The sequence below is a fragment of the Falsigemmobacter faecalis genome (assembly GCF_003863335.1).
Taxonomy (GTDB): domain Bacteria; phylum Pseudomonadota; class Alphaproteobacteria; order Rhodobacterales; family Rhodobacteraceae; genus Wagnerdoeblera; species Wagnerdoeblera faecalis.
Genome location: NZ_RRAZ01000008.1, coordinates 88,648 through 110,551 on the forward strand (window position 1 = coordinate 88,648; position 21,904 = coordinate 110,551).

The 21,904-nt window shown below is 65.2% G+C and carries 26 protein-coding genes and 1 pseudogene; 13 read left to right on the forward strand and 14 right to left on the reverse strand.

From position 1 onward, the window contains the following. Genes EG244_RS07155 through EG244_RS07165 form a run of 3 tightly spaced genes read right to left on the reverse strand, consistent with a single transcriptional unit; the run spans position 1 to position 2,446 of the window. Positions 1 to 1,203: an acetyl-CoA C-acetyltransferase gene (locus EG244_RS07155; RefSeq protein WP_124964325.1), complete on the reverse strand. Its 1,203-nt coding sequence runs from the start codon at positions 1,201 to 1,203 to the stop codon at positions 1 to 3. Positions 1,204 to 1,213: 10 nt separating this feature from the next. Further along, the gene (locus EG244_RS07160; RefSeq protein WP_124964326.1) at positions 1,214 to 1,519 is read right to left on the reverse strand and encodes a hypothetical protein; all 306 of its coding nucleotides are present in this window, start codon (positions 1,517 to 1,519) and stop codon (positions 1,214 to 1,216) included. Positions 1,520 to 1,540: 21 nt separating this feature from the next. Next, positions 1,541 to 2,446: an SDR family NAD(P)-dependent oxidoreductase gene (locus EG244_RS07165; protein WP_124964327.1), complete on the reverse strand. Its 906-nt coding sequence runs from the start codon at positions 2,444 to 2,446 to the stop codon at positions 1,541 to 1,543. A 106-nt stretch (positions 2,447 to 2,552) separates the two neighbouring features. Between EG244_RS07165 and EG244_RS07170 the strand changes: the two genes are divergently transcribed. The 9 genes and pseudogenes from EG244_RS07170 to EG244_RS07205 all read left to right on the forward strand — a co-directional run bounded on the left by EG244_RS07170 (position 2,553) and on the right by EG244_RS07205 (position 8,196). Continuing rightward, positions 2,553 to 2,963 carry a hypothetical protein gene (locus tag EG244_RS07170; RefSeq protein ID WP_124964328.1) on the forward strand — a complete coding sequence of 137 codons (411 nt, stop codon included), beginning with the start codon at positions 2,553 to 2,555 and terminating at the stop codon, positions 2,961 to 2,963. A 13-nt stretch (positions 2,964 to 2,976) separates the two neighbouring features. Further along, complete coding sequence (locus tag EG244_RS07175) at positions 2,977 to 3,360, forward strand: MaoC family dehydratase (protein WP_124964329.1); 384 nt, start codon at positions 2,977 to 2,979, stop codon at positions 3,358 to 3,360. A 111-nt stretch (positions 3,361 to 3,471) separates the two neighbouring features. Continuing rightward, positions 3,472 to 4,211 (forward strand): annotated as a pseudogene (locus EG244_RS07180) (enoyl-CoA hydratase/isomerase family protein). A 1,195-nt stretch (positions 4,212 to 5,406) separates the two neighbouring features. Next, positions 5,407 to 5,691 (forward strand): hypothetical protein, encoded by a 285-nt coding sequence (locus EG244_RS07185; protein WP_124964331.1) that lies wholly within the window; start codon positions 5,407 to 5,409, stop codon positions 5,689 to 5,691. Next, the gene (locus tag EG244_RS07190; RefSeq protein WP_124964332.1) at positions 5,670 to 6,041 is read left to right on the forward strand and encodes a hypothetical protein; all 372 of its coding nucleotides are present in this window, start codon (positions 5,670 to 5,672) and stop codon (positions 6,039 to 6,041) included. The genes EG244_RS07185 and EG244_RS07190 overlap by 22 nt, the downstream gene beginning before the upstream one ends. Next, positions 6,028 to 6,279 (forward strand): hypothetical protein, encoded by a 252-nt coding sequence (locus EG244_RS07195; RefSeq protein WP_124964333.1) that lies wholly within the window; start codon positions 6,028 to 6,030, stop codon positions 6,277 to 6,279. Before EG244_RS07190 ends, EG244_RS07195 begins: the two co-directional genes overlap by 14 nt. A gap of 636 nt (positions 6,280 to 6,915) precedes the next feature. Then, a complete protein-coding gene (locus EG244_RS20870) occupies positions 6,916 to 7,203 on the forward strand; it encodes an SDR family oxidoreductase (RefSeq protein WP_233588929.1) in 288 nt (95 codons plus the stop codon). A 114-nt stretch (positions 7,204 to 7,317) separates the two neighbouring features. Continuing rightward, positions 7,318 to 7,455, forward strand: a complete 138-nt coding sequence (locus EG244_RS20875) for a hypothetical protein (RefSeq protein WP_233588930.1) — start codon at positions 7,318 to 7,320, stop codon at positions 7,453 to 7,455. A gap of 18 nt (positions 7,456 to 7,473) precedes the next feature. Further along, complete coding sequence (locus EG244_RS07205) at positions 7,474 to 8,196, forward strand: ribonuclease activity regulator RraA (RefSeq protein ID WP_124964334.1); 723 nt, start codon at positions 7,474 to 7,476, stop codon at positions 8,194 to 8,196. A 48-nt stretch (positions 8,197 to 8,244) separates the two neighbouring features. Here the strand turns inward: EG244_RS07205 and EG244_RS07210 are convergent, their stop codons facing one another. From EG244_RS07210 to EG244_RS07250, 9 genes are all read right to left on the reverse strand, one after another. Beyond that, a complete protein-coding gene (locus tag EG244_RS07210) occupies positions 8,245 to 9,405 on the reverse strand; it encodes a M24 family metallopeptidase (protein ID WP_124964335.1) in 1,161 nt (386 codons plus the stop codon). A gap of 4 nt (positions 9,406 to 9,409) precedes the next feature. Next, positions 9,410 to 10,045: a GntR family transcriptional regulator gene (locus EG244_RS07215; RefSeq protein ID WP_124964336.1), complete on the reverse strand. Its 636-nt coding sequence runs from the start codon at positions 10,043 to 10,045 to the stop codon at positions 9,410 to 9,412. Beyond that, the gene (locus EG244_RS07220) at positions 10,042 to 11,322 is read right to left on the reverse strand and encodes a hydantoinase/carbamoylase family amidase (RefSeq protein ID WP_124964384.1); all 1,281 of its coding nucleotides are present in this window, start codon (positions 11,320 to 11,322) and stop codon (positions 10,042 to 10,044) included. Before EG244_RS07220 ends, EG244_RS07215 begins: the two co-directional genes overlap by 4 nt. Positions 11,323 to 11,457: 135 nt before the next feature. Further along, positions 11,458 to 12,117, reverse strand: coding sequence for a GntR family transcriptional regulator (locus EG244_RS07225; RefSeq protein WP_124964337.1), 660 nt, complete (start codon positions 12,115 to 12,117; stop codon positions 11,458 to 11,460). Next, complete coding sequence (locus EG244_RS07230) at positions 12,114 to 13,178, reverse strand: 5-oxoprolinase subunit C family protein (RefSeq protein WP_124964338.1); 1,065 nt, start codon at positions 13,176 to 13,178, stop codon at positions 12,114 to 12,116. Before EG244_RS07230 ends, EG244_RS07225 begins: the two co-directional genes overlap by 4 nt. Continuing rightward, entirely contained in the window at positions 13,175 to 13,909 is a 735-nt protein-coding gene (pxpB, locus tag EG244_RS07235) for a 5-oxoprolinase subunit PxpB (RefSeq protein ID WP_124964339.1), read from the reverse strand. Before pxpB ends, EG244_RS07230 begins: the two co-directional genes overlap by 4 nt. A 73-nt stretch (positions 13,910 to 13,982) precedes the next feature. Further along, positions 13,983 to 15,284, reverse strand: coding sequence for a TRAP transporter large permease (locus EG244_RS07240; RefSeq protein WP_124964340.1), 1,302 nt, complete (start codon positions 15,282 to 15,284; stop codon positions 13,983 to 13,985). A gap of 12 nt (positions 15,285 to 15,296) precedes the next feature. Continuing rightward, entirely contained in the window at positions 15,297 to 15,830 is a 534-nt protein-coding gene (locus EG244_RS07245; RefSeq protein ID WP_124964341.1) for a TRAP transporter small permease, read from the reverse strand. Positions 15,831 to 15,942: 112 nt separating this feature from the next. Next, positions 15,943 to 16,929 (reverse strand): TRAP transporter substrate-binding protein, encoded by a 987-nt coding sequence (locus EG244_RS07250; protein WP_124964342.1) that lies wholly within the window; start codon positions 16,927 to 16,929, stop codon positions 15,943 to 15,945. 172 nt (positions 16,930 to 17,101) lie between these two features. On the opposite strand from EG244_RS07250, the gene EG244_RS07255 reads away from it, so the two are divergent. The 3 genes from EG244_RS07255 to EG244_RS07265 are packed head-to-tail and all read left to right on the forward strand — an operon-like array spanning position 17,102 to position 19,690. Continuing rightward, entirely contained in the window at positions 17,102 to 17,872 is a 771-nt protein-coding gene (locus EG244_RS07255) for a LamB/YcsF family protein (protein WP_124964343.1), read from the forward strand. Positions 17,873 to 17,881: 9 nt separating this feature from the next. Beyond that, positions 17,882 to 18,739: a D-amino-acid transaminase gene (locus EG244_RS07260; protein WP_124964344.1), complete on the forward strand. Its 858-nt coding sequence runs from the start codon at positions 17,882 to 17,884 to the stop codon at positions 18,737 to 18,739. 9 nt (positions 18,740 to 18,748) lie between these two features. Further along, a complete protein-coding gene (locus EG244_RS07265) occupies positions 18,749 to 19,690 on the forward strand; it encodes a dihydrodipicolinate synthase family protein (RefSeq protein WP_124964345.1) in 942 nt (313 codons plus the stop codon). Positions 19,691 to 20,161: 471 nt separating this feature from the next. Here the strand turns inward: EG244_RS07265 and EG244_RS07270 are convergent, their stop codons facing one another. Both EG244_RS07270 and EG244_RS07275 read right to left on the reverse strand, forming a co-directional pair. After that, on the reverse strand, positions 20,162 to 20,656 hold the full coding sequence (locus EG244_RS07270) for a GntR family transcriptional regulator (RefSeq protein ID WP_199737850.1): 495 nt from the start codon (positions 20,654 to 20,656) through the stop codon (positions 20,162 to 20,164). Further along, positions 20,653 to 21,405, reverse strand: coding sequence for a GntR family transcriptional regulator (locus EG244_RS07275; protein WP_124964346.1), 753 nt, complete (start codon positions 21,403 to 21,405; stop codon positions 20,653 to 20,655). Before EG244_RS07275 ends, EG244_RS07270 begins: the two co-directional genes overlap by 4 nt. Before the next feature lie 181 nt (positions 21,406 to 21,586). On the opposite strand from EG244_RS07275, the gene EG244_RS20640 reads away from it, so the two are divergent. After that, complete coding sequence (locus EG244_RS20640) at positions 21,587 to 21,904, forward strand: type 2 periplasmic-binding domain-containing protein (protein ID WP_199737853.1); 318 nt, start codon at positions 21,587 to 21,589, stop codon at positions 21,902 to 21,904.

Sequence of the window (21,904 nt, forward strand, 5' to 3'; positions counted from 1 at the left end):
TCAGGCGCGCTCAAAGATGGCGGCCATGCCCTGGCCACCGCCGACGCACATGGTCTCAAGACCATAGCGCGCACCGCGCCGCGCCATCTCATGCAACAATGTGGTCATGATCCGCACCCCCGTCGCCCCGATCGGATGCCCGAGCGAAATGCCCGAGCCGTTAACGTTCAGGCGCGGATCCGCCCCCCCGATCCCCCAGGCCGAAGTCACCGCGAGGACCTGCGCGGCAAATGCCTCGTTCACCTCTATGAGGTCCATCTGATCCAGCCGCAGCCCGGCCTTTTTCAAAGCCCGTGCGCTTGCCGGAACCGGACCGATGCCCATATGCGAGGGCGCACAGCCCGCCGCAGCCCAGCCGGTCAGAAAGCCAATCGGCGTCAGGCCCAGATCGGCCAGACGGTCCTCAGCCACGATCAGACAGGCGGCGGCGGCGTCATTTTGCTGGCTGGCATTGCCCGCCGTGGTCACGCCCCCCGCTAAGATAGGGCGCAGGTTCGCCAGCGTCTCCCCGGTCGTCTCAGCCCGGATCCCTTCATCGTGGTCGATCCGGCGGCGCTCGCCCCGGGCCGTCGGCACATCGATCGCCACCACCTCATCGCGAAAGCGCCCCTCCGCCCAGGCAGCGGCGGCTTTTTGGTGACTGGCTGCGGCGAAAACGTCACAGGCCTCCCGGGGGATGGCATAATCGCGCGCCAGGTTCTCAGCCGTTTCAACCATGCCCGAGATCAAGCCAAACCGCTCTACGGGCTGCGACCGCTCGCGCCCGCGATCAAGACGGTCATAGAACTGCGCTGAGCCTGCGCGTTTGCCCCACCGCATATCGGTGGAGTAATATTCAATCCGGCTCATGCTCTCGATACCGCCCGCAAGGACGACATCACAGGCCCCGCTTTGCACCATCATCGCGGCGGTGGCGATGGACTGCAGACCGCCCGCGCAACGCCGGTCAAGCTGCATCCCCGGCACCTCGACGGGCAGGCCCGCCTGCAGCGCCAGCCAGCGCCCGGTGCAGGGGGTTTCGCTGTTGGCATAGGACTGCGCGAAGACCACATCCTCAATCACCGCCGGATCAATGCCGCTTTTGGCAAGAACTGCACGGATCACCGCCGCGCCAAGATCCTCCAGCGGCAGATCGCGAAAAGCCCCGCCAAAGCGGCCGATGGGGCTGCGCAGCGGGGCGACAATGGCGGCTCGACGGCTCATGGGCGGCTCCTCAATTGCTGCGCGGCAGGCCAGGCATATGCCCGGCGGTGAACGACAGGATCAGATTGGTCGAAATCGGCGCGACCTGACAGAGGCGAATGTCGCAGGACTTCCGCCCGACGTCATCGTCTTCCGTCAAACCAAAGCCGCCGTGGCTCCGGATGCAGGCCGTCGCCGCCTCCGGGGCGATCAGCCGCCGCGCGGCCTTCATGCCGGTCAGGATATATTCAAACCCCTTACCGTCTTCGCCGATCAGCGCATCTGCCGGGATAAGTATGCTTTCAAAGAAGATCCCGGTCGGCGTGTGATCCGTCATCTCAAAGTCCGCCGCCCATGGTCATATCGGATCCCAGGTGAACACATTCTCTGAGCGATCCAGCGGATAGAACTGCGCGGCCATGGCCGGAAGCGCATGATCCAGCACCGTTTCGGGCGTCCAGCCTTCTGCACGGTGAACCGAGCGCAGCGGGCGCGGCTGGCTCATCAGCATGATCTCATTGTTGCGCAGGGTGAAGATCTGACCCGAGGGGACCGACGCACGCCCCGACAGAAGCGCAATCGCGAGAGGCGCAATCTTTTCCGGCACCATCTGTTTGAACTTTTCCACCCGCGCGATCTGCTCAGCCGTTTCGGTGGGAAGAGACGAGGTCATCCGGCTCCAGGCAAAGGGGGCGATGCAATTGGAGGTAACGCCAAAGCGCTGCATATCCAGCGCGATGGATTTCGACAGCGCCGCAATGGCGAGTTTGGCAGCCATATAATTGGCCTGGCCGAAGTTTCCGATCAGCGCCGAGGTCGAGGTCATATGCACAAAAGCGCCTGAGCCCTGATCTTTAAAGACCGCCGCCGCCGCGCGGCTGACGTTGAAGCTGCCGTAAAGATGCACCTTTATGACCGCATCAAAGGCGTCATAACTCATCTTATGAAAGAAGGTGTCGCGCAGAATTCCGGCATTGTTGATCACGCCGTCCAACCGCCCGAACTGCTGCACCGCGCCGCGCACCATGTCCTGGACCGCGCCCGGATCGGTGACCGAATGGGTCGAGACCATGGCCGCGCCACCCGCTGCACAGATCTCCGCCGCGACCGCCTCGGCCGCGCCCGGATCACCCGGCTCACCGCTCAGGGAAGCGCCGATGTCGTTGACCACCACCCGCGCCCCGGATTTCGCACATTCAAGCGCAAGCGCCCGACCGATGCCGCCCCCGGCCCCGGTCACGATCACCACCTTCTCATTCAGCACTGGAGTCCTCCCTCATTCCGCTTATAATAAAAACGGACGGTCGGTTATTGCAAGGATTACCTGACCGTCGCGGCAGGACGCAGGGAGTGGCCGAGAGGGAGTTGAGGTGAGCACAACACACGAGGCGGCCGCGCCGCTCTGGACCTTTGAGCGGTTTGAGCCGGGCCATATCTTTGGAACATTGAACGTCATCACGGATGAGGCGCGGCGGCGCAGCTGGGAGGCCATCTATGGTCCCTGCCCCGGCGACAGCCTGCCCGAAGGCGTTATCGTCGCGGCGATGATGGAGGCCTATGTGCGCGCCATTCAACCACGCCCCGATGGCAATGTTCACGCCTCGCAGGAGCTGTCTTTCTCCGGACAGAGGGTTGAATGGGGGGCTTTGCTGCAGCTCACCGTTTCCTGCGCGGGCAAAGAGCTGAAGAACGGACGCCGCTGGGTCGATTTCGACGTCGCGGCCAGCGCCCGGGATCTGTCGCTGCTGCGCGGACGGATCCGCTCCATCTGGGCAGAGTGAGGGGAGGATCGCAATGGACAGCCTTTCTCCTCCTGAGACCATCCCTCCCCTGACGCTGCAGACCTCGGCGCAGACGGCGCGGGCCTATGCGGCGCTGACCTGCGACGAAAACCCGATCCATCTGGACGCTGATTTCGCCGCCCGCACCGCCTTTGGCGTGCCAATCGCGCATGGCACCATGTCGCTGAACCTGCTGCTGCAGGCGATCAGCGCAACCCCGGGGCTGTCCATTGGCGCGGGGCGGCTCGATCTGCGGTTTTCGGCGCCGGTGAAAGTCGGGCAGACCATCACCGCCTCCGGCACCCGCTGCGGGGACGGCAGCTATGCGGTCAGCGTCAGCACCCCGGAAGGGCAGGCCACTCTGAAGGGGGTCTTTTATCCTGGGAATGCCCCGTAAGGCGGGCGGATGCCTTCAGCCCGGCGATGGAGGCCACAACGGATCTGTGGTCCCGGACCGCGGCCCTGAAAGCACCCAAACCGATGCAATCTCACCGCGGAAAGGACCGGAATGGACCCGCTGAACAGCCACCGCACAGAGGGGATCCTGCATCTTGAGCTGAATATTCCCTCTAAAAAGAACGCCCTGACCGACACCCTGCGGGCTGAGCTTCGCGCGGCACTTACTGCGGCGCAAAGCGATCCGGAGGTGCGCGATTGTGCTGTCGGGTGCCGGGGCAATTTCTGCCCGGGCGGGGATATCTCGGCGATGACCAGCGATGTGAAGGTGGCGCGGATGCGCATCCTGCATGATGTCGTGCGGCTTTTGCGGGCCGGGGGGCGGCCCGTCGTCGCTGCGGTCAGTGGTACGGCCTTCGGGGCGGGCTTTTCGCTGGCGCTCTGCTGTGACCAGGTGATCGTCAGCCCTGACCCGCGGTTTTCTGCGTCTTTCGGGCGAGCGGGCTGCCGCCCGATCCCGCGCTCAGCTTCACCCTGCCGCGCCGCGTCGGCGACGCCAGAGCGCGGCGGATTCTGCTGTCCTCAGAGGTGGTTGGCGCAGAACAGGCCCTGGCGCTCGGGATTGCGGATGATCTGGTGGCGGGGAAGAAGCTTCTCAGCGCCGCTACGGCGCGGGCGCGTGAGCTGTCGGCCCGTACCCAGGCGGTCAAGACCCATGTCAAAGCGGCCCTGACCCGCAGCGCGGGCGATCCGGAGGGGGCCCTGACACGCGGGATGGAGAGCTATCTGACCCTGCTCGCCTCGCCTGAGCATCTGCAGGCGCGCGCGGCATTCCTGAGCCGAAGGACCTGACGCTCAGCCCCTCCCACAGGGGATCAGCCGCTGCCCTGCCTCAATACAGACCGGGAGAGAGGCGCGCCCTGCAGGCCGGATGTCCGGTCTGCCACGCGACTATGATCCCTTTTGAAGTGGGATGCGCAATTGCCCGGTACCGCTGATCGCCGTCTTCAACAGCGGTGCGGGCGATGCGCCCTGGGCTGCGGCACGATATAATTTCTGCAGCAAAATGAGGGGTCTGTCTGCAGGTCTTCCGTGAGATCGGCATGATGCCGGACTGCTGATTTCACCCCGCCTCATCTGCCTTGCCCGCGCGGGAGCTGTCGCGGATCGGCGGCAGGCCGGGTGCTGAGACGACACCCGGCCGGAGATTGATCGCAGGACAGCTGGCGATGGTCCCACGACGACCCTCAGCATGATCCGTCAGCTTCACCCGCATAGCCCCGGGCAAAGCTTTGAAACACAACGCGCCCTTGAAGACGCTGCGCAGCAGAAAGCTCTGCCGGAGGGGGGCAGGCCGTTTCAGAAAAACGTCAGCCCGATTGTCGCCGCGCAGGTTGAGGGCCGGCAAAACACAACAGCACATGCGCCGGGAGCGACCAGCCCCCGGCCCGGTAAGCCCGAGGCCTGCCGGCAGATCTGGCTGAGCCAACAGAGCCGCTGAGCGCCGCAGCGCCCCGGACTTCGCCGAAACCTTCAAATCAGCGCCCTGCCCTGCCGATGATCCCGACAGCCGGGCGCGCTGCGCAGAAAACCCGCGCCCCTCGCTTTACAGCCCGGACGATCCGGGAAATCTCCGCCCCCGAGCGGCCAGCCAGGGCCATAAGGCCGCCTTCGGGCCCGGTCCGGTCTGACAGTCAGGGGCGTGAAATTCCCGACCATCCTCGCCGGCACCGCTCTCGCATCCGGGCCGCCGCTGCGGGACCGCTCAGCGATCAGATTGCCGCAAAGAGCCGTCGCGGATCGGCTTTGCCAGTGAGGCCCCCTCAGCTGCGCAAGCCCCGATGGTTCGATCAAAGGCTCAGAGATCGTGGGACCTGAACACAGGATGGCCGAGATGGGCGCGGGCGAATTTGACGCCGCTCTGATGCGCTTCAGCGCGCGGCGCTGAAATCAAAGCGCATCGTATCATCGCCTCGGGGCTCTATATCCGCCCCGATCCTTACATCGAGGCCCCCTTTGCAGAGCCGGTTTCGCGGTGGATGACGCCATGCTTCTTTCCGTCGATACCCCTAAGGGCCTGCACAACCTCGAAGATATCGCCAAAGGCCCCGCTCGGAGGCTGGGCACTCCCACCGGCGCGCAGGGTTTGACGGAGCCTGCCTGGACCGCTGGCGGGCAAAAAGAGCAGGCGACCGCGCTTCTGGCCGGCGCGCAGGATCCGGCGGTGGAGCGCGCGACACCTCACATATCACCGTTATCCGCGTCTGGTGTCACGCCGTTGTCAGGAACCCCGCCGCAGATCTGCGCGGGATGGTGCCGGAAAAGCGCCTGAAAGCCGCGAAGATCGGGGTTGAACTCTTCACTTATGATCAGACCGCCGGCGAGTCGCGCAATGCTGCACGCGAGATGGCGGATGTCGGCAGGCTGGAGGACGGATCGGAACCGGTACGCAATCTGCGCCTTGCGAAATCTGCGGTCGAAGTGATCCATATGCGGGAGGCAGGTCATCTGTCGCATATGGCGGCGCACAACCGTGCGAAGCCCGGGATCTGTTCGGGGGAGCTGTCGGGCCTGGCCATCCCGACCGTGCCGGAGCAGGGCGGCGATCTTCCGGCAGGCAGCAAACGATCAGATCATGGCCGGGTTCGGGGCCGGCCACCGCCGTTATATGGTCTGCACTGAGCGCAGGCTGATCCCGGGGTGTCTCTCGGATGATCAGGCCTCGATGGTCCCGGTGGTGGGCGGCACCTTCGCCGCCATGATGGAGGCTTTCTGCCCTGGCCCCCCTTGGGGGATGTCGAGCGCGAAAACTGCCGCGGCTTTTGCGGGGGATCGCTATGGCGCCTGCGGCTATGCGCTGGACGCGACCTGTGCACCGACCATCAATGGATATGCCACCTATGTGTTCCGTCCTCCGTGATGGAACCGGGTATGGCTTTTGCCCGCATATCATGCCCGGAGCCGTCGGAAGCCGCCGCGCAGTGGGTCCGGGGCGCACCATCACCGTCACCGAAACGGGCTGCGAGATCCTGAGCAAAATCCCCGTCGCCCCCCTTGATGACCTGAGACGGGAGAGACCCACGTCGCTTCATCTCACCCCTGCGGCGTTCCAGGCCCGGCTTGCCAATCTGCGCGCCCATCCGGATCGCTGCGGCTTTCCCGGACTTTTGAGGTTTCGCGAGAAGAGCATGTACTCTCTCTCCGGCTTTGTTGTCTTTCAATGCGGCTGTCCTGGCGCAGACGGGCGCGAGAGGCGGATGCCCTGATCGGTCGACAGACGCACCACCGTCGCTGCCGCGCGGCTCGGTGATGGGAGATCCGGGAGGACCGCCCGGCCCCGCGCCTTGCCGATCTCTTCCCCATCGGCGTCGAGGCCATGGCGGCCTGAGGGGCGGGGTCACAGAGGACAGACCCAACGGATCTGGACCGCAGAGGGAAGACGGCACTGGTGCCGGGCGGTGCGAGTGCCCATGCGCTGGCGCGCGGGGGTCAAAGATCGCCATCGGTGATCCCAAAGTCACCGCCGCAGAGGTGAGCGCTGCCGCCTGGAGGGACCTTGGGCGACGCCGCGGGGATGGAGGGCACTCTCGCGCGGATTGAGCCTGAAGTCGGCCCTGTGGCGGTTCTCATGAACAATTCCGGCGGGCCAAAGCCCTCAAGCGTCAGCGGTCAGCCCGCCGTGCTCTGGCGCGGGAGCTTTGAAGGAATGGTGCTTTCGGTGATGCCGGGGATGAAAGCCGCAGGCGGGGGCCGCGCCACCTCCTCCCCAGGGCGTGGTGGCCCCGATCACGAGCCTTGGGCTTTCAGATGCGCTGCGGATCTGGTTCAGGACCCTGACGCGTAAAACCGGGGCCTTTGGGATCACCTCCGGCATCCTCCTGCCCGGGCGGATCGCCCTTTCCGACGCGCAAAAGGCCTGCGCGAAAACCGCCCTCTGGCCAAAGGGGTTGCCGAAAGTGTGGCCGCAATCCCGCTGCGCCGCGACGCTCTGCCCGGAGAAGAGAACGATGCGGTTGCCTTTCCCGGCTCGGGGCCTGCTTCTGACACCATCGGCAGCACGATCCGCATCGAGGGTGGGCGGATCGTGAGCCACTGATTCTGAAAGGACTTTTCCATGACTGACACCACTGCGGCAGAGGATGCGCTGACGGCGGCGCTTTGCGGGGTGACCACGGCCACCCTGACCACGGTTCTGCTGAAAAAGGGCCTGCGCAATGTCTGGATGCGCGGGGCCTTTGCGCTGCGCGCGGATCAGCCACGCCGCGCGGGGCGGGCCTTCACGCTGCGCTTTGTGCCCGCGCGCGAAGATCTGGCCAATCCGGCCAGCTGGTCCTCGCCCAAATCCACCCGCGCCGCGATTGAGGAGATGCCGGCGGGCTGCATCTGCGTGACCGATGCCATGGGGGTCACGGATGCGGGGATCCTCGGCGATATTCTTTGCGCAAGGATGCAGGCGCGCGGTGTCACGGCGCTGATCACCGACGGTGTGGTGCGCGATGGTGCCGGGGTGCGCGAGACGGGACTGGCGGTCTGGTGCAGCGGTGTTGCGGCCTCTCCCGCGGTGGCAAGCCTCACCTTTGTCGGCTGGCAGGAGCCGGTAGGCTGCGGCGGCGTGGCGGTTTTTCCGGGCGATATGATCGTAGCGGATGGCGACGGCGCGGTGGTCATCCCCGCAGCGCTCGTTGAGGATGTCGCCGCGCAAGCGGTTGCGCTGGAAGCCTTTGAAAGCTGGGTCCTTGCAGAGGTTACCCGGGGCGTGGCCCTTCCGGGGCTTTACCCCGCCAATGCCGCGACCCTCGCACGCTATGACGCGTTCCGCAGCAACAGCGGGCTTTGATCCCGGCGTGAATCCCCGCCCCCCTCTCCCGGGGGGCGGGGGAGCCGTTCAGCGGATGGTCATCTGACGCGGCAGATCCGACAGCACCTCGATGCCGCTTTCGGTCACGATCACCGTCTCAGAAACGCCGACCGTATAATGGCCGTAGCTGCGCAGGGTGGCGGGCAGATGGAAGACCATCCCCGGCTCCAGCAGACGGTTGACCCCGGTGAAAAGCGACAGGATCGCCCCCTCCCCCCAATCCGGCGCGAAGGCCGCGCCCATGGAATAGCCGATGCGCTTGCGGAAGGCTTCGGTATAGCCTGCGGCGTCAATCACCGCCTGCGCCGCCTCATGCGGGACCGAGCAGGCGACGCCGGGGCGCATCGCCGACAGCGCCACATCCAGCGCGCGTTCGGCCACATCCATCATCCGCGCCGCCTCGTCCGGCGGCGGTCCCATCCAGACGGCCCGCATCAGCGCCGAATGATAGCGGTCATGGCTGCCCGCCAGCTCCAGAAACACCCCGTCGCCTTCGCGCAGAACCCGCCGCCGCCAGGTCGCATGCGGCACGCCCGAGCGCGGCCCCGAAGAGACCAGCGGCTCCATCGCCATGGCCTCAGAGCCGGCCGAGATCGCTGCTGAGATCATCGCCGCCGTCACGTCATTCTCGGTGGCACCCGCACGGCAGGCGTCAATCGCGCTGACAATCCCGGCCTGGGCATAGCCCGCCGCAAGGCGGATGGCGGCCAGCTCAGAGGGCGATTTCACCGCCCGCAGGCCTTCGGTCACGCCCGATCCGTCGATCATGGTGACACCCGTCAGCGCCGCCGCGATTTTGGCGGCAAGCGCTTCTGAGACGAACCAGGCGTTGCGCTCGACGGCGATGTGGCGCAGGCCCAGATCCTGCACCAGCGCCGCCAGCGCCTCTGCGGGATCTTCGCCGTCCTGCCAGGCGCGGATGTCTTTCAGCCAGGTGGAGGCCCGTGCCCCCGTGGTCTCCAGCTGGCGTACCAGCAGCACCGGCGGGGCAGAGGCGCGCACCACCAGGGCCTGGAAGGCGAAATATCCGGCGGTCTGACGACCGCAGGCCCAGAAGATATTCTCCGGCCCCGTCAGGACCAGCGCCTCGGTGCCAAGCGCCTGAGCTGCGCTTTGCAGCCGGGCCAGGCGGGTGTCAAATTCCGCGGCGGGGAAAACCGCATCGCGGCCCTGCAGATGATCGCTCATTGCTTTAGTCCTTATCAAGCCAGCCGAGGGTGCGGGCCCGCATGTGTTTGAAATGTTGTGCCATTTCCGCACCCGCCGCCTCGGGGTCGCGGGCGGCGATGGCGTCAATGACGGCGATATGCTCGCGCGCCTGATCGGCGAAATTATCGTGGCTGCGGATGATGGTGCTGCGCCGCACAATGGCGCGCTGCTCATCGAGCAGTTCCGGCAGAAGCTTCAGCCGTGCCGCCAGTGCGACGGCCCGGTGAAACTCGCTGTCGTCGATCCAGAAGCTCTCAAAATTCGCCGGATCGGCCTTGAGATAGCGCAGCTGCCGCGCGCGCGCCGCCTCAAGCTCGGGGGTGAGGCCGAATTCAGCCGCGCGCACCGCCGCCGCGCGTTCCAGAATAAGCCGCAGCTGAATGATATCGAGCAGCTGCTCAATCGCGATACGGCGCACCAGAAGCGCGCCATTGGCCATCCGCTCAATGACCTGCTCGCGCTCCAGCACCGAAAGGGCCGAGCGCAGCGGCGTGCGCGAGATCCCGAGCCGTTCCGCAAGATCGCGTTCGGTCAGGATGGAATTGGGCGCAATCAGGCCGGCGTTGATTTCATCGCGGATCAGCCGGCAGGCCTGCTGCGACAGGGTCTCGCGGCTCATGGTCCGGCGTTTCCGCTCAGCGCGGTGCAGACCGCTTCAACGGCCAGCGCCAGATCGGCGGGGTTCATCCCCTCATCGGGGCAATGGCTGCCGTTCCAGTTGCGGATAAAAACCATCACGCTCTCCCATCCCGCCGTGGCGAAAGCAGCCGCGTCATGGCCGCCCCCCGACAGCATCCGCGGCGGGTTCAGCCCGAGACGCGCAGCCCCGCCCGCAACCCACTCGGCCATGCTCTCGGAGAGCTGCGCCGGGCGGCTGCGGCTTTGCTGGCCAAGATCAAAGCGGATGCCGGGACGCGCCCCCTCAATCCGGGCGATTTCCGCCTTCAGCGCCGCATCGGCCGCATCCAGCACGCTGACATCCTCTGAGCGCAGATCGAGGCAGAAATCCAGCTCTCCCGCCACTTTCGCCATGGCATGGGCCGGTGAGGCCGCACTGACACGGCCAAAGGTCACCGTCAGATCCGCACCTTTGGCAAGGAAATCTTCCCAGATCCGGTCCATCGCCAGAACCAGATCGGCAAAAGCCACCACAGCATCGGCGCGCCCGTCGCGCGGCGCCCCCCCGGAATGCGCCCAGACGCCGTGAAGCCGCGCCGCGCGGTACCGCAAACCGCCCCGGATCGCGGTGACGATGCCAAATGGCTCTGCGGTGCTGTCGAGCATCGGGCCCTGTTCGATATGAAACTCCAGAAACCGCGCCGGAGCGGGCGGCGTGGCCGCCATCAGCGCCTCCGGATCGCCGCCTTCCTCGCGCATGTGATCGGCAAGCCTGCGCCCGGTATCGACGCGGCGCGCCTCAAGATCGGCCGCCAGAAGCTGCCCGGTGGCCGCGCGGGACCCGATGTAAGAGACGGGAAACCATACGCTTTCCTCAGCGCGGGTAACCACAATGACGAAATCCGCCGCCGGGGTCACCCCCGTGCTGCGCAGCGCGGTGACCAGCGCAAGGGCCGCCGCCACCCCCGCCTGGCCATCATAGGCGCCGCCCTCGGCCACCGTATCGAGATGCGAGCCACACCAGATCGGCGGCAGCTCCGGATCACGCCCCGGCAGGCGCGCGATCAGATTGCCGCCGTGATCGCGCCGGACCTCCATCCCAAGCGCCAGCGCCTCCTCTTCGATGATCGCATGGGCGGCGCTTTCCAGCGGAGAATAGGAGGGGCGCGTCCAGCCCGGGCCGCCCTGGCTCAGCGCATTCACCCGCGTCAGAACGCGCTCAATGGTGGTTAAGATCACGGGGTTCAGGCCGGGCACCGGCTCCGCGCAAAAAGTCATCATGCTCGGGTCCTCCGGACCAGTCTGGGGGTGATGCCGGGGATGAGAAATCCCGGGTTCAGGGATGTCGGGGCGACGGGGCCCGCAGGACGCGGGCGGGAAAGGCGGGGCAGGTCTGCGCAGAAAATCATTGTGTCAGCTCTCCCCGGGCGTCTGGTCGGTGGCGGCGCGCAGCCGCTGCAACACCGCCGCGCGGGCGTTTTGCAGGTGGCAGCGCAGGGCCTGCTCAACCGCATCGGGATTGCCGGCCCGCAGCAGCTCAAGAATTTCAAGGTGCTCATTGCAGCCGCGCAGCAGGCGGTCGGGGACCTGGCTGTAGTCAAACACGCAGGTGCGCCGCTGGAGTTCAGAGATGGTGCGCGACACGGCGGCATTGCCGAAAGACCGGGCGAGAAACTGGTGAAAATCATGATCGGTGGCGCGCTGCAGATCGTTCAGATCCGAGGTATCCGAGGCCATGAGCTGACGGATCCGCGTCTCCATCGCAGTGATCTCGGCGGGTGCAAGCCGCACGGCTGCGCGGGCGGCCAGGGGCTCAAGCTCCAGCCGCAGAAAGAAAATCTCATCAATATCCTCGGGCGTCAGGCTGCGCACGCGGATGAAGCGGCCGTCAACGACCGCCAGTCCATCGCCCTCCAGCCGCTTGATTGCCTCGCGCACGGGGGTGCGCGACATGCCGAAGGCCTCGCCCAAAGCGGCCTCCTGCAGCAGGCTTCCCGATTTCAGGCGACCGTCGATAATCATCGCAAGAATGCGCTGGTGCGCCAGCGCCGCGAGGGGCCGGGCGCCGCTCATGAGGTCTCTCCGCCGCGGCCCTGCATGACGGGGCGCAGGATTTCCCCGGGGTCGTAAAACCCGCCAACAAGATCGCAGGACAAAAGATACTCCGAGCGCATCCAGCTGTCGGGTTTGGCCACCAGATCCGCCAGCAGCTTGCGCAGCCGCGCGCGCTGCGCAAGCAACAGCTCCTCGCCCTCATCGCGCGAGATCAGTTGAAAGCGAAAGCCCGCCCCCACCGGCAGCTGCGCCAGCCGCGCCAGATCGACCGAGGCCACCGTGCCGATTTTGGGATAGCCCCCGGTGGTCTGGCTTTCCGCCAGCAGCACCAGCGGCATCCCCGATCCCGGCACCTGGACCGAGCCCGGAACCGTGCCATCCGAGACAATATCATGCCCGCGCGCGGCACTGAGCGTGGTGCGGCCAAGCACCATAGCCATGCGGTCGCGCTGCGGGGTCACGGTGAACTCACATTCGGTCAGACGGGCCAGAGCCTCTGCCGAGAAATAATCATCCTGCGGGCCGGGGATCAGCCGGATCGGCCCGCTTTCGCTCAGCGGGCGGTGCCCGGTCAGCGGCCTTGCGGGGCGCAAACAGGGGGTATCGGCGCTGTCGGCGCCACGCGGCAGGCGATCGCCCGCGCGCAAAGCCCGCCCCTCAATCCCGCCGAGGCCCGAGCGCAGATGGGTCGCCCGCGCACCCAGCACCAGAGGCGTCGCAATCCCGCCTGAAAAGGCAGCATAGGCCCAGGTGGCCTCGCGGGGGGCGGCGATGCTCAGCGTCTCGCCGGGGTTCAGGCGGTGGCTTTCGCCCGCCGCGACCAGGCGCGTATCAATGCGGATGCTGCAGTCCGAGCCGGTCACCGCAAAGCGCAAAGCCTGATCGGTGCGGAAGCTTCCGGCGGGGCCGGAGAACTCCAGCGCCGCAGCACCCGGCTCATTGCCGCAAAGCGCATTGGCAAGCGCCATGGCGGCGGCATCGACCGGACCGGCGGGAGAGACGCCCATATGGCGCAGCCCAAAGCGGCCCGCGTCCTGGATCGTCAGCATGGGTCCGGCGGAAATCAGAGTGATGGTCATGCCGGGACGTCCTCGGGAGTGATAATCATCTCGCCCGCAGCACTGCGGGCTTCAAGCGCGCGGGCCTCATCGGCCCCGACCGGGCAAAAGCGGATCAGATCTCCGGCCCGAAAGAGAAAAGGCTCTGCCCGCGCGGGGTCAAAGGCGCGGACCGGGGTCCAGCCTAAGAACCGCCAGCCCGAGGGGCCGGCGACCGAATTGATATTGCCCTGCTGCCCGCCGATCCCCACCGCACCGCGGGGGATCAGCTGGCGCGGCTTTGGCAGTCGCGGGGTGTCAAGGATCGCAGGCTGCCCGCCGAGATAGGCAAAGCCCGGCGCAAAGCCGATCATATAGACGCGGTAATCGGTGCCTGCGTGAATGGCGATCAGCGCATCTGTGCTCAGCCCTTTCATGGCGGCAAGATCTTCCAGATCCTGACCGACCTCTCCGCCATAAAGACAGGGCACCCGCCAGAGCCGCGCGGGGGCGGCAGGCAGCGCGGGGCGGCCTGCGAGATCCAAAAGCAGCTCCTCCAGCGCGCGGCCGCGGATTTCCGCCGGGTCATAGCGCAGCAAAAGCGAGCGGTAGGTGGGCACGATGTCGAGCACCCCGCGCAAAGCCCCCTCGTCGCAAAGCCCCTTTACCGCAGCGGCGAGGGCGATGATACGCGCATTGGTCGCAGCATCCACGGTCTCGCCAAGCTGCAGCGAGATCGCGCTGTCGCCACAGGGAAGCAGTTTCGGTGTCATCATCACAGTCAGGCTCACTTCAGGCAGGCACAGGTCAGGTCAGGTCAGGGGTTGAGCGGGGGGCGAAGCCCGCTCATTTCCCACGTATCAGCTCGGGCAGAAAGCTGATAATGCCGGGAAAAAGCGCAATCATCAGCACAAAAGCCGACATGATCCAGAAAAACGGCAGGGTGGCGCGGGTGATCCGGCCCATGCTGTCTCCGGTCAGCCGCTGAATGACGGTCAGGTTAAAGCCCACCGGCGGGGTGATCTGCGCCATTTCCACCACGATCACCAGGAAGATGCCGAACCAGACCTTGTCATAGCCCGCCGCCATGGCCAGCGGCAGGGTGATCGGCAGCGTCATCACGATGATGCCAAGCCCCTCCATCACGGTGCCGAGGATCACATAGAAGACCAGCAGAACCACGATCAGCATGACAGGCGACATGCCCCAGCTCTGGATTTCCGCCGCGATATAGCGCGGGATGCCCAGATAGCCGATCACCGTCGACAAAAACATCGCGCCCAGCATGATCAGCCCGATCATCGCACAGCTTTCCGCCGCCTGACGCGCCGCGGCAATGACGCCGCGCAGGGTCAGGGTGCGTTGCGCAAAGCCAATGCCCATCGAGACCAGAACACCCACGGTCGCAGCCTCCGTCGGAGAGGCGAAACCGCCATACATCGAGCCAATGACCCCGCCGATAAGCAGCAAAAGCGGCCCGAGGTCCTTCAGCGCGATCATCTTCTCGCGAAAGGTGGTCGAGGGCGGGGTTTCGCCCACCAGGCTCGGGTTCAGCCAGGAGCGGATCGCCAGATAGCCCATATAGCTGGCCGCCAGCAGAACCCCCGGTACGATCCCCGCGATAAAGAGCTTCAGGATCGATTCCTCGGCCATCACGCCATAGATAATCATGATGGTTGAGGGCGGGATCAGAAAGCCAAGGGTCCCGGCTCCGGCCAGGCTTCCGGTCACCAGATCGCGGTTATAGCCACGGTCGATCAGCTCTTTTGCGGTGATGCGGCCCACGGTGGCCGTGGTCGCCGCCGAAGAGCCACAGACCGAGGCGAACATCGTGCAGCCCAGCACCGTCAGATGGCTCAGCCGCCCCGGCACGCGGCGCAGCCAGGGCGACAGCCCGGTGAACAGCGCCTCAGAAATTTTGGTCCGAAACAGGATCTCGGCCATCAGAATGAACAGCGGCAGCGCCAGCAGTTCCGGCGAGACGACGACGTTATAGGCCTGCTGCGCCAGCAGCTTCACCGCCGGCATATTCGGCCGGAAGAGATACAGCAGCCCGACGCCGGTTCCGATCAGCCCAAGGCCGATCCACAGACCACTGCCCAAAAGCAGGGTCATCAGCCCCAGAAGGGAGGTAACAATTTTTCCCATATCAGATCTTCCTTATTCCAGGCCCGGGCCGACCGAGAGAGCCTCGCCGCGCGTCAGGCGCAGAAACTGCGCAAAGCACTGCAGCGTCATCAAAGCCGCCCCAAGCGCCAGAACCGCCTGCGGCCAGACCAGCGGCACCCGAAATGAGGTGGCCGCCGTTGAGCCGCGCTGACCCGAAAGCCAGGCCATTTCAGCCAGAGCCCAGGTCAGATAGCCGCAGATCACCAGCCCCACGAGGCAGGAGGCGAGCTCCAGCAGTCGCCCCATGGATGTCGGCAGCGCCTCCAGCAGGGCGGTGACGCGGACGTGGCTGCCGCCCTTCATCGCACTGCCGCAGCCGAGCAGAAAACAGGCGCCCATCAGATAGCCCGCCAGATCCCAGGAGAAATGCAGCGAATAAGACAGCAGATTACGCGAGAAGATCTCGGCACCGATCAGAAAGAGAATGCCCAGGAGACTCAGGGCTGCGAGAAAGCCGCCCGCATCGGTCGCGGCGTCAATCACGGCCAGCGTCCTGCGGAAGCGGTTGGAAGGAATGGATGTCATGATGGCCCTGCACTCCGGCGCGGAAATTCTGCCCCCCGTGCGGCGGGGGACAGGCGGTCGTGTCCGGGGCTCTCTGCGCACAGCCCGATGGGGGAGGCGCAGAGAGCGGGTCTCACTTGCGGGCCGCCAGATAGGCGTCGATCACCGGGGCGGCATCGGGCACCCGGATCTTGAAAGCGTCCCAGAGCGGCAGAGCGCGCTCCATCAGCTGCGCCGACAGCTCGGCCGAAGGGGCAGTGATCTCAACGCCATTCTCGCGCAGCACGGCCATCTTTTTGTCGTCCTCCGCGCGGCTGTTAAGCCAGAACTGGCCCTCCAGGTCGCGGCCGACTTTCTCAATGGCTTCACGGGTCTCCAGCGGCAGAGCGTTCCAGGCATCGAGGTTCACCGACATGATGTTCGATGAGGCCTGCCAGTTGAAGGTGCTCATATGTTTGGTGAATTCCCAAAACGCACCATCCACGCCCGAGGAGGACGAGGTGGTCACACCCTTGATGGTGCCCGCCGCAAGCGAGGGGACCACTTCGCCCCAGGGCATCTGGATCGGGGTCGCACCAAGTGCGCCGAAGAAGTCATTGCCGTTGGAATCCACCACGCGGATGGTCAGACCCTTCAGGTCCTCCACGGTGTTGATCGCATGGGGCGCATAGACCGCCTGGCCCGGCCAGGGTGCCGTATAAAGCAGCTTCTGGTTCATGCTGCTGGCGACTTCATCGAGTTTCGGGCGGTAATATTTGTGCAAAAGCGCAATATCGGCCATCGTCGGCGCCAGGAAAGGCAGCGTCTCAATGCCCAGCACCGGCGCTTCACCGACCTGCTGATTCAAAAGGATCTCGGCAATCGGCACAATACCGTCACGAACCGCTGCCATAGCCTCGGGACCTTTGATCCCGAGCGCGCCGCCGGAGTGGACGGTAATGACCACCTCACCCTCCGTCGCGGTCTGGACCGCTTCGGCGAAAGCCATGGCGTTCTGTGTGTGGAAATTGCCTTCCGGCCAGACGATTGACATGTCCCACCGGGTCTCGGCAAAGGCCGGGGCAGCGGTGAGCGCAGCGGCAAAAGCCACTGATACTGCAAAGAATTTTCCCTGTTTCATAATGTCCCTTTCCGGGTTTGGTTGGTTTGAAATGTCTTGAGTTTTCGGTATACCAACTGTATGCCTTGTTATGTGGCGGGGTCGTTTGAGCTGTCAATCGGCACATGACGCTGAGGGAAAAAATTCCGACACCACGCAAAAAACGATCAATAATTGAACAACAGGGACGGGAATGGCTCAGACGATTGATCTGAACTGCGATATGGGCGAAAGCTTTGGCGCTTTTACCGTCGGCGATGACGCCGCGATGCTTGATCTGGTCAGCAGCGCGAATATCGCCTGCGGCTTTCATGCGGGGGATCCGGTGGTCATGCGGCGCACGATTCGCATGGCGAAAGAGAAAGGCGTCTCGGTGGGGGCGCATCCTTCCTTTGCCGATCTTTACGGCTTTGGCCGCCGCCGCATCTCAGGCGAGCGCCCGGAGGATCTTGAGACGCAGCTGATCTTTCAGATCATCGCGATGCAGGGGATGTCCGCGCTTGAGGGTCATCCGATGACCCATGTGAAAACCCATGGCGCACTTGGCAATATGGCCGCTGTTGATCCCGATCTGGCAGCCCTTTGTGTGCGCGCGATCAAGGCCGTTGATCCGGGGCTGGTCTTTCTGACCCTGCCCTATTCTGAGACCTATCTTGCGGCTGAGAAAGCCGGGATCCGCGTCGCCTGTGAGATTTATGCCGACCGCAGCTATACCGATATGGGCGAGCTGACCCCGCGCAGCCAGCCCGGCGCGGTGATCCATGATCCGCAGCAAAGCCTCGATCAGGTGCTGGAGATGGTGCTTGACGGCCATATCCCGACCACGGGCGGCAAACGCCTGCCGGTCGAGCCGCACAGCCTTTGTATCCACGGCGACACCCCCGGAGCCGTTGGTATCGCGCGGCATCTGCGCGGTGAACTTGAAAAAAACGGGCTCGTAATCGCGCCCTTCGCAGCGAAGTAAGGTCCTGATATGACCCGTATTATCTATCTCAACGGCGAGTGGCTTGCTGAGCCTGAGGCAAAGGTCTCGGTCTTTGACCGCGGCTTTCTGATGGCCGATGCCATTTATGAAGTGACCTGTGTGCTCGACGGCAAACTGGTCGATTACGCCGGTCATGCCGCCCGGCTGCAACGCTCGGCCAAAGAACTGGGCCTGACGCTGCCGCTCAGCGAAGAGGCGCTGCTCGCTGCGCATCGTGAGATCGTTGCGCGCAATCAGATGGATCAGGGCATGATCTATCTGCAACTGACCCGAGGCGTTGCCGACCGCGATTTCGCCTATCCCCCGGCAGACACCCCGCCGACCCTTGTGATGTTCACGCAAAGCAAGAATGTGCTGCAGAATGCCGCCGCAGAGCGCGGCATCAAGGTCGTGCTGCTGCCCGATCTTCGCTGGGGCCGCCGCGACATCAAAACCGTGCAGCTGCTCTATCCGTCGATGGCGAAGATGGAGGCGAAAGCGCGCGGTGCGGATGATGCCTGGCTGACGGAAGACGGCTTTGTCACCGAAGCCAGCGCCGCCAGCTCGCATATCGTCTCGGCGGAGGGTGTGCTGATCACCCGCGATCTCTCGCATGCCCTTTTGCCGGGCATCACCCGCGCGTCCGTGCTGGATCTGGCCGCCGCTCAGGGCATCTCGGTCGAAGAGCGCCCCTTCACCCCTGCAGAGGCACTGGCCGCGCGTGAAGCCTTCATCACCTCGGCCACCAATTTCGTGGTTCCGGTGGTTGAAATCGACGGGCAGAGCATCGCAGATGGCAAACCCGGTCCTCTGACGCAGGAGTTGCGCCGCCTTTATATCGACACCCGCCGCGCCGCGGCGATCTGAGGCGCGGTTATGGCACAGCTTATCAACCGGCAGTCGCGCGGCGTTTACATCATCGCCGCCACGCCCTTCACCGATCAGGGCGCTGTGGATCATGAGAGCCTGCGGCGCCTGGTGGATTTCTACATCTCGCATGGTGTCAGCGGCCTGACGATCCTTGGCATGATGGGAGAGGCCAATAAGATGACCGGCGAAGAGCGCCGCGCGGTCATCGACACGGTTCTCGCCCGCAGCGGCGATCTGCCGGTTGTGGTGGGCGTCTCAGACCCCGGCATGGCCAATCTGGCGGAGCTGAGCCGCTACAGCATGGACAAAGGTGCCTCCGGCGTCATGGTCACGCCCGCCGCCGGTCCCGCCCGCGAAGACCGCATCGAGGCCTATTTCCACGATGTCTGCGCGGCAATCGGCACCGATGTCCCCGTCTGTCTGCAGGACTTTCCGCTGGCGACGGGTCTGCCGATCTCCTCTGCGCTGATCCGCCGCCTCTCGCAGGCCTGTGATCAGATTGTGATGCTGAAGCATGAGGACTGGCCGGGGCTTGCCAAAATCAGCCGGCTGCGCGGCGATGAAACGGCCGCGGGCACGAAGCGGCTGTCGATCCTGACCGGTAACGGCGGGCTTTATCTCCCCCAGGAGCTGCAGCGCGGGGCCGATGGCGCCATGACCGGCTTCGCCTATCCCGAGGCCCTCGTGCAGACCGTGGCCCTGCATGAAGCGGGCCGCAGGGAGGAGGCCGAAGATCTGTTCGATCGCTACCTCCCCATCCTGCGCCACGAACAGCAGCCCGGCTTTGGCCTTGGCGTGCGCAAATATATCCTGATGCGCCGCGGTGCCATCGCCTCGGCCGCAACCCGCGCACCCGGCCCGAAGATGTCGCCCACGGACATGGCCGAGGCCGACCGCCTGATGGCACGGCTTGCGCGTGCATTGCAGGGCGATCTGCCGCGCCTTTGAGACAGAGGTAAGCGGGGCTCCGGCCCCGCTTTTCGCCCGCCCCGGCGTCGAAACCCCTCCCCCCGGATTTGCCCGCGCGGCTGACCGATCCGCCCGCAGGTTGTCGCAGACAGGCAGAAAACCCGCATTCAGGGCGCGCCAATTCCCTGTTCTCCCGGGTCCGGAATTGAATCGCAGGGCCACCAGGACAAGGCAGCCGCGCGCCCCGATCCCCGCCGGGACGGGCATGAGCTGATGCCGACGGAGAGGCTGCGCCAAAAGCCTGCGGCACCGCATCTATATGCCGTGGAAAATCGCGCCCGGCCCCGGCTGCTACAGCCTTCCGGTCCAGCGCTGCCGCGCGTGGTCTACGCCCGCGTGAATGGGATGGCGCAGGAGGCTGACCGCTTTGTCGGTGTTCCGGGCCAGGGCCGCGTCGCAAAGCGCGCGGTGCCCGGCCCGGAAGGCAGGCGCGATCATCTGATCGCGCAGCTATTTGTCAAAAACCCCGGCAGGGGTCTGCATCATCACCGCAGAGCCGCAGGCCGAAATCAACTCCTGGTGGAACCGCCCGCCCGCCTCACGCCAGAGGCTGATATCGCTGCGGTGCCCGGCCTCAAGCCGCTCTTCGTGGCTGTCGAGCCGGTGATGCGCGGCGATCACCCGGGTTTTCCACTCCAGGGTTCCACGCGAGAAACTGCGCGCAAGCGCATGTTCTTCCGGCAAAAATCTCAGACCTGCAATCTCATGCAGCCCCTCGGCTGAGATCGGGGCCACCTGAAAACCACGCTGCCCCTCGGTCCGCACGAAACCGTCGCTCGCCAGTCGCGACAGCACCTCACGCAGGGTACTGGCGGCCACGCCACAGCTTTCGCGCAACTGCTCCAGGCGCAGCTTTGCGCCGGGCGCCAGACGGCCCTGAATGATATCGCCGCGCAGAGGGTGATAAAGCCCCTCGCCCACTCCGGGGCGGCGCGGATCGCTCATGGCAGGGGTCCTTCAGACTGCAGGAGCAGGCCATGGACCAGGGTATACTCAATGCAGGCCGGGATATGACGGGTCAGAATCTTCTGCGCCGCCGCGACATCCCGCGCAAGGGCGGCCTGCAACCGCGCATCATGTTCGGCCGCGGCCACCGCGCCGCGAAACATTACCAGAAGCATCTGATAGCGCAGGAAGCGATCAAAGATCCGCGCGTGAACGCCCGGAAGTTCCGCTGAATCGCAGGCCAGGATCAGCGCCACATGAAAGTCGCGGCCACCGCGCTTCCAGGCGGCGGTGGCCTCGTGGTCCCCGGCCAGCATCCGCGCCTTCATACGGGTGAGTTTGTGAGGCGCCGCGACCACCCGCGCTTCCCGGTCCGGATCGCCCTGCGCAAAGGACAGGGCCGCGGCATGGCACTCCGGCAGGATCCGCATCTCTGCAATATCGCGCAGTTCCGTGGCGGAGATCCGCGCCACCTCAAGGCCCTTTTGCGGCTCAAAACGGATCAGCCCCTCAGAGGTCAGCCGCCCCAGGACTTCGCGCAGGGTGGTGACAGAGATCTCATACTCCTCGCGCAGCCGCTCCAGCCGGAGGCGCAGCCCCGGTGCCAGACCACCAAAGAGAATGTTACCGCGCAGCCGGCCACAGATCTGCTCACCCGCGGATTGGGCCGCCTGCCGGACAGAGGTTATAAGGGGCCTCCCCAGGGGGTATTTCACCCGCAGCGGCCCTGCCGCGCAAGCGCCAGGCATCATCGTGTCATTTGAAAAATATCTGTTGAAACAAAGACCCCCGGTTGATTGGAAAATGTTCCGATGCAAAGCGCAGCCATGACCAGGGCCGCCGGGGAGGGCAGTAAGAAGAGCAGACTGACGCGGCGGGGTTTCACCCTCCCTGGGCGCGGCTGCGCTTGCCACGCCGCTCCTCGCCCGTATGGGGCAGGCACAGACCACGCAGAAGATCCGCTTTTCCGCGGTTTTCTCTGAGCAGGATATCCGCGCCCGTATGATGGCGCAGTTTGCAAAGGCCATTGGCAAAGACTTCACTTATGAAGGTTTTTATGGCGGCGTGCTGTTTAAACAGGACACCGGGCTGGTGGCGCTTCAGCGCGGTCACCTTGAGATGTCCAACATCGCGCCGCAGGAGATGCCCAACCAGGCCCCGGCCTGGTCGGCGCTGACCTCGGGCTGTCTCTTCCGCGATTTCGCGCATCTGACGACCTTTTTGCCTCCGATCTCGGGGCCGGGATGA